We start from the raw sequence: 6,603 nt of genomic DNA, 5'->3' as shown, positions 1-6,603 counted from the left end.
GACGGCCGGGGCCTCGGCGGTGACGTGACGCCGTCGGGCATCGCTGGCCGCTGATCGTCAAGCACTGGCGATGAGTTTCGGCGTACAGACTGGTCTTCTCCGGCATCCACCAACTACGGAAGGCCCCAGCGATGTCTCGCAACGTCAGTGCTCACCTCTTCTACTCGGTCAACGGTGTGGTCGAGTCGCCCAACCTGTTCCAGTTCGACGCCTTCGGCCAGGAGGAGGGCGAGCGCATGGGCGCGGCCCTGGCTCCGGTCAAGGAGATCGTGATCGGCCGCAAGCTCTGGGAGGAGTGGCGCGACTACTGGCAGGGTCCGGGCGACGGCGACGAGTTCGGCAACTTCATCAACCCGATCCCCAAGCACGTGATCAGCTCGACGCTGGGCGATGACCTCGACTGGAACTCGACGCGCATCTCCGGCGACCCGGTCGACTACGTCAAGAAGCTCAAGGAGGGCGAGGGCGGCGACATCTCCGTCGTCGGAGGAGTCGAGACCGTGCGCTCGATGTTCCTCGGCGGGGCGATCGACGTACTCACCCTGACCATGCACCCCGCGGTCACCGGCGAAGGCCGCCGGCTCTTCGACGACTCCACGCCGCTCACCCGTCTCGAGCTGGTCGACTCCGGTACGTCGAGCCTGGGCAACGTGTTCCTGAACTACCGCCTCAAGCCGCAGGACTGATCGCGCGTCGGGCTCAGGTGGGCAGCCGCTGACCCAACAGCTGCGCGACGTCACGCGGTTCGTCCACCCAGAGCCCGACCCGAGCGGCCGTCATCTCGCCCTGCGACGTGCTGAGAACGGTCGGCGCGCGGAGCACGAGCTCCACGTTGGTGCGGCTGCTCACCCCGAGGAGCAGCAGGTCACCATCCAGGTGGAGCGTCTTGATGATGCCGGGGAGTTCGCTCCCGCCGGTACGGCGGGTCGGCGCATGATCCATCGACCGAGTGAGCGATAGACCGCGACTTCGAGAAGCAGCGCATCCCAGGCCAGCTTGGGCAAACGGCGTACGGCGTTCATGAGGACGCAGGCCTGAAACCACGGCAGGGCCGCCGGCGAGATGCCGGCGGCCCTGTCGTGGTGTCGTGCGAGAGGTCAGACGGTCGGACCTCCGAGCGGGTCGCCCGAATGCGTCCCGCCAGTCGAGCCGCCGGCCGGGCCACCAGCCGGGCCGCCGGTCGACGAGTTCGCCGCCGACTGCTGCAGCCTGGCCAGCTGCTGGGCGGCCGCCTCACGGCCACCGAGCCCGAAGGCCAGGGCTGCGGCCAGGGCGCCGCCGATGACCACGGCACCGAAGCCCAGCTCGATGATCGAGTCGGCGATGCCCATGAACTTCAGGCCCATGGCCGCGAACAGCACGATCGTGGCGCCCTTGATGATGGTGCCACCACTGCCGGTGGCCAGCCTGGCGAGCTGGTTGGCGATGAGTACGCCGACCGCGATCACGGCGGCACCGAAGATCACGCGCCCACCCAGCTCGAGGATCGCGCTGAGGAACTCGGTCACCTGCGGGAACTCCAGCAGCTGCGCGGCCATCACGGCGAAGAAGAGCACGATGCCGACCTGGGCGATCTTGGCGATCGCCGGGGTCGCGCTCTTGTCGGCGGGGAGCACCTCCATCGCGTGCAGCGAGCGGTCGACGCCGAAGCCGTTGAGCAGCTCCTCGAGCAGGTCGCCGGCGAAGCGTGCGATCACGACACCGATGCCGAGCAGCAGCGCCGCGGCGATGATGTTCGGGATCGCGGTGAAGATGGTGTTGAGCATCTGCTCAGCGGGCTCCGAGATCGAGGAGATGCCGAGGACCTGCAAGGCAGCAATGGCGACGACGATCATGATCAGTGCGTAGAGCACGAGGGCCAGCGTCTTGCTGATCGAGGTGTTGCCGGTGACTTCGTCGGCACCCGCCCGGTTGAGCCACTTGTCGAAGGGCAACGCGCCCAGCGCGGTCTCGACGAGCTGTCGCACCACCTTCGCCAACAGTGAGCCGACGACGAAGATCAGTGCCGCACCGATCAGGTTCGGGATGAAGCCGGTGACGCCGTTGAGCAGGTTCTGGATCGGCGCCAGGGTCTGGGTCAGTCCGAACAGCTGCAACAGGGCCATCAGGCCGAACATCCAGACCAGCAACGAGCCGATCGTGCCCAACGAGGCGCCGATGCTCTCGCCGTCGGACCCCGCCTTCTGCAGCACGGTGACCTTCTGGGTGGCCTTCACGAACGCGGCCTGCACCAGCTTCGCGATCAGCCAGGTGACCACCAGGATGACGATGGCTGCGGCGACCTTTCCGGCCAGCCCTGCCCAGTCGACGTCCTCGAAACTTTCCTTGAGTGAATCCATTTCGACATCTCCTCCCAAGCGGAGAATCCGTACGACGATCGAGGTCGGCGCCCGCCCGAGATGACGGGCGCAACGATCGTCGCCTTTTTGTGACGTTATCGCGAAGTGGTCGAAGCGCGAGCGAATCGCCAGCCCCGTCTCACGATCGGCACGACACCTTGCACAGCACAACAAAGAGCCCGACAAACGGCACCGGTCCGCAGCCACGAGGTGACTGCGGACCGGTGTGAATGCTGCGTGGAGCTACAGCGCGATCAGCGCCGGAACGGTGAGCACGGCGGCGTAGTAGCCCATGAACTGCACACCGGAGTGGACCCCGAGCAGACGGTTCATCAACCCGCCGATGAGACCGACGGTCACGGTGACCAGCACGGCCAGCAGCCCGCCCTCGTAGAGGCAGATGACCAGGATCAGCCCGGCGAAGGCGCCGATGATCGCCTCGTGCGAGACGTTGCGCATCACCCAGGACGCCGCACGGTGGGCGTTGGTCATCGCGAACGGGTAGGCGACCAGCGCGGCGATCGCCACGGCGAGCAGCCCGAAGACCAGGAACTCCCACGTGGAGAGCAGGTCGTGCAGGTTGTGCGTGTCACCGGTCTCGGCGTTGACCGAGTAGACCGGCGGCGCGTTGAACAGCGGCGCCGCGGGTCCGGCCGCCATCGGCGACAACGGCAGGCCGAGGGCGATCAGCGGGATCAACGTCTCAGCGATGTACGTCGACTCGGTGGTGCCGTTGCGCACCGACATCATCGTGGTGAGCCGGTGGTAGCCGTTCTTGATCCGCGACCCGGCGAGCTCGCCCATCATCACGGTCATCGCGACCGGCGAGAAGACGAACGTCGCACTCGAGACGACCGCGGCACCCGAGGTGTAGGCAAGCTGCTTGCGGTCCAGGACCTTCAGCGGGTTGGGCATCCGGCCCTTCCAGGTGCGTACGTCGGGAGCGAGGTCGAACTCCGACGGCTTGGAACGCTCGAGGGTCTTGCGGCCCGACGGGGACATCGCGAGGAACAGGTCCGCGATCAGCGGGCCGGTGGCGATGCCGAGGAAGAAGCTGATGCTCAGCCCGTGGCCGAGCTGCTGGGTGACGAACAGGTTCAGCCCGACGACGAGCAGCACGAACGGGAACAGTGCGGCCATCGCGGCCCAGCGGCCCTTCGACGTGAACGCGATCAGCAGGGCGGCACCGGCGAAGATCCACGGTGCGGCGTCGCCGATCTCGTCGGCGATGGGGGAGAGCAGCGTCGCGAAGAGCACCGCGAACGGCACCGCGATGAACGCCGAGACCACGCCGCCCGAGATCGCCTTGCGCAGCGCGATGTGCGGCACGCCCAGGTCGCGCAGCTGTTGCGCGTCGGCGAGCATCGGCACCGCCATCGTGTCGCCCGGGATTCCCAGCAGGGTGGTCGGGATGGCATGGGTGATGTGCTTGGCCACGACGCCGGCGAGGAAGAAGCTGAACACGCCCGACGCCGGCACTCCGAGGAGCACGACCAGCAGGGTCAGGGGTGCCACGACGGCGGTCTCGTCGGTGCCGGAGACCAGGCCGATGGCGGCGAACGCGATGGCGCCGATCAGGCCCATGCCGAGGGCCCAGAGGAATGCCTCGATCATGCCGTCACCTCTTCCTGGCGGTCACGGTGTGCCTCGACGAGGACGTCGTACAGGCCCAGGGAGCGGAGCTCGTCGACCACCTCGGGGGCGAGCTCGGCCGGGTCGGTCCACTCGCCACCCTCGGCCGCGATCGCGTCGAGCGCCGCGCGGCGACCCTCGAGGGTCGCCTCGACCTCGGTGACGACCCGCTTCGGCTTGAACAGGCGCGCCGAGATGACGGCCGCGACCAGGCAGGCGCCGAGGCCGACCAACAGGGCGTAGGACTGCGCCAGGGTCTGGTCGTCGACGGTGCTCTCGAAGATCCGGCGACCCAGCAGGAACGTGGGCGTGGCGATGCCGATCCCGAGGGCGATAGCGCCGGTCATGTGGCGGGAGTCGACGGTGTCGCCCCACACCTCGATGAGACGGGACATCAGGTGAGCTCCGATCGGTCAGTGATGCTGGGCGCGAGCGCGGTGACGACTCGCGACGGAGAGGGGCGGCCGAGGTGGTCGGCCAGCCAGGTGCTGGTCTCGACCAGTGTGGTGAGGTCGACGCCCGTGTCGATGCCGAGTCCGCGCAGCATCCACACGAGGTCTTCGGTGGCCAGGTTGCCGGTGGCGCTGAGCGCGAACGGGCACCCGCCGACTCCGCCGGTCGAGGCGTCGAACTCGGTGACGCCCACGGTGAGTGCGGCGTACACGTTGGCCAGTGCCTGGCCGTAGGTGTCGTGTGCGTGCAGGGCGATCCGGTCGACGGCGATGCCGGCGTCGACCAGGGCACGTACGACGGCGCGCACGTGGCCGGGGGTCGCGACGCCGATGGTGTCACCGAGCGAGAGTGAGTGGACGCCGGTCTCCATCATCGCGACCGAGGCCTCGACCACGGCGTCGACGGGCACCGGACCCTCCCAGGGGTCACCGAAGACCATCGACAGATAGCCGCGTACGTCGACCCCGGCGGCCAGCGCGTCCTTCGTGACGAGGGCCTGGGCGGCAGCCACGTCGGAGCGAGGAGCGCCGAGGTTGGCCTTCGAGAACGACTCGGTGACGCTGGCGAAGACCGCGACCTCACGGGCTCCGGCGGCCAGCGCGTCCTCGAGCCCACGCGCGTTCGGCACCAGCACGGGGTGGCGGACGCCGGCGTCGAAGTCGGTCAGGGCGGCGAGCTCGCGGGCGTCGGCCAGCTGCGGGATGCGCTTGGGTGACACGAAGCTGGTCAGCTCGACCGTCGACAGGCCGGCGCCGACGAGTCGGCGTACGAACTCGGCCTTCACCTCGACGGGCACCGGCACCTTCTCGGCCTGCAGTCCGTCGCGCGGGCCCACCTCGTAGATGCGCACCGCCGACGGCAGCTCGGGGTCCGGGACCGCCATCGGCAGTCCGAGATGGACGGTGGAGGTCATCCGGCGCCCCGGATCTCGGCGAGCACGGCCTCGGCACGGTCGTGGCGGAACGCCTTCTCGGCGATCAGCGTGGCCACGAGCGGGCCGATCTCGTCCGTGGTGGCGCCGACGGCGATCGCGATGTTCTTCGCGTGGAGCGACATGTGGCCGCGCTGGACGCCCTCGCTGGCCAGCACCCGGAGGGCGGCGATGTTCTGGGCCAGGCCGACGGCGGTGACCAGCTCGGCCAGGTCGGCGGCGGTCTGCACACCGGTGATCGCGACGGCGGCACGGGCGCCGGCGTGGGTCTTGGTGGCCCCGCCGACCAGGCCGACGGGCATCGGCAGCTCGAGGGTGGCCACGATGTTGCCGTCGGCGTCCTTCTCGAACGTCGACAGAGAGGTGTAGCGGCCGTCGGGACCGACGGCGTGGGAGTGGGCGCCCGCCTCGACGGCGCGGGTGTCGTTGCCGGTGGCGAGGACGACGGCGGAGATGCCGTTCATGATGCCCTTGTTGTGGGTGGCGGCGCGGTAGGGGTCGGCCGCGGCCAGCCGGTAGGCGTGCACGATGTCGTCGACGACCTTCGCGCCACCGAGCGACTCGGCGTCGAGCACGGCGCGGGCCCGGGCCAGGCGCAGGTCGGCCTTGTTGGTGAGGATGCGCAGCACGACCCGGCCGCGGGCGATCTCGGCGATGCGGTCGGCGACGGCCTCGGCCATCGTGTTCACCGCGTTGGCGCCCATCGCGTCGCGTACGTCGACGACGAGGTGCGCGACGACGTATGTCTCGTCGACCGACTCGACGGTGCGCACGATCAGGTCCTTCACGCCGCCGCCGACCTCGGCCAGCTTCGGGTCCTGCTCGGCGGCCAGCTCCATCAGCTCGTGGCGTGCCTCGAGGATGCGAAGGCGCGCGGCCGAGGGGTCGACCACGTCGACGACCTGGATCTGGGCCTGCATGATCGGACCGGTGCTGCTGGTGTGGAAGCCGCCGAGGGTGCGGGCCATCCGGGCGCCGTTGCTGGCCGCGGCGACCACCGAGGCCTCCTCGGTGACCATCGGGACGAGCACGTCGCGGCCGTTGACGGTGAGGTTCGCGGCGACACCGATCGGCAGCGAGAAGGTGCCGATCACGTTCTCGCTCATGTGGGAGGCAGCGTCCACCGAGAACCCGGCGGCGTCGAACGCGTCCAGCTCCGTCACGTCGATGCCGGCGACCTCGGCGACCGCGTCCCGGCGCTGGTCGACGGTCAGGTCGCGAAATCCGGAAATTCTGCTGGTGGCCACG

General features: G+C 69.2%; 7 protein-coding genes. 1 reads left to right on the top strand and 6 read right to left on the bottom strand.

Annotation, left to right across the window (positions count from 1 at the left end; genetic code table 11):
• The first annotated feature begins 131 nt into the window (after positions 1–131).
• Positions 132–686 (top strand): dihydrofolate reductase family protein, encoded by a 555-nt coding sequence (locus ASH02_RS19165; protein ID WP_057295300.1) that lies wholly within the window; start codon positions 132–134, stop codon positions 684–686.
• A 13-nt stretch (positions 687–699) separates the two neighbouring features.
• On the opposite strand, the gene ASH02_RS19160 is transcribed toward ASH02_RS19165, so the two are convergent.
• From ASH02_RS19160 to ASH02_RS19135, 6 genes are all read right to left on the bottom strand, one after another.
• Positions 700–942: a hypothetical protein gene (locus ASH02_RS19160; RefSeq protein WP_057295299.1), complete on the bottom strand. Its 243-nt coding sequence runs from the start codon at positions 940–942 to the stop codon at positions 700–702.
• A 155-nt stretch (positions 943–1,097) separates the two neighbouring features.
• Positions 1,098–2,339 (bottom strand): mechanosensitive ion channel, encoded by a 1,242-nt coding sequence (locus ASH02_RS19155; RefSeq protein WP_082620954.1) that lies wholly within the window; start codon positions 2,337–2,339, stop codon positions 1,098–1,100.
• 243 nt (positions 2,340–2,582) lie between these two features.
• Entirely contained in the window at positions 2,583–3,953 is a 1,371-nt protein-coding gene (locus tag ASH02_RS19150) for a tripartite tricarboxylate transporter permease (RefSeq protein ID WP_057295298.1), read from the bottom strand.
• On the bottom strand, positions 3,950–4,366 hold the full coding sequence (locus ASH02_RS19145) for a hypothetical protein (protein ID WP_057295297.1): 417 nt from the start codon (positions 4,364–4,366) through the stop codon (positions 3,950–3,952). Before ASH02_RS19145 ends, ASH02_RS19150 begins: the two co-directional genes overlap by 4 nt.
• Positions 4,366–5,337: a hydroxymethylglutaryl-CoA lyase gene (locus ASH02_RS19140; protein WP_057295296.1), complete on the bottom strand. Its 972-nt coding sequence runs from the start codon at positions 5,335–5,337 to the stop codon at positions 4,366–4,368. Before ASH02_RS19140 ends, ASH02_RS19145 begins: the two co-directional genes overlap by 1 nt.
• Positions 5,334–6,602, bottom strand: coding sequence for a hydroxymethylglutaryl-CoA reductase, degradative (locus ASH02_RS19135; protein ID WP_057295295.1), 1,269 nt, complete (start codon positions 6,600–6,602; stop codon positions 5,334–5,336). Before ASH02_RS19135 ends, ASH02_RS19140 begins: the two co-directional genes overlap by 4 nt.
• Position 6,603 lies beyond the last annotated feature (1 nt).

The sequence above is a fragment of the Nocardioides sp. Soil796 genome, assembly GCF_001429525.1.
Lineage (GTDB): Bacteria > Actinomycetota > Actinomycetes > Propionibacteriales > Nocardioidaceae > Nocardioides.
Note: the sequence above shows the minus strand (reverse complement) of the source record. Positions and strands in the feature narration are given on the sequence as shown.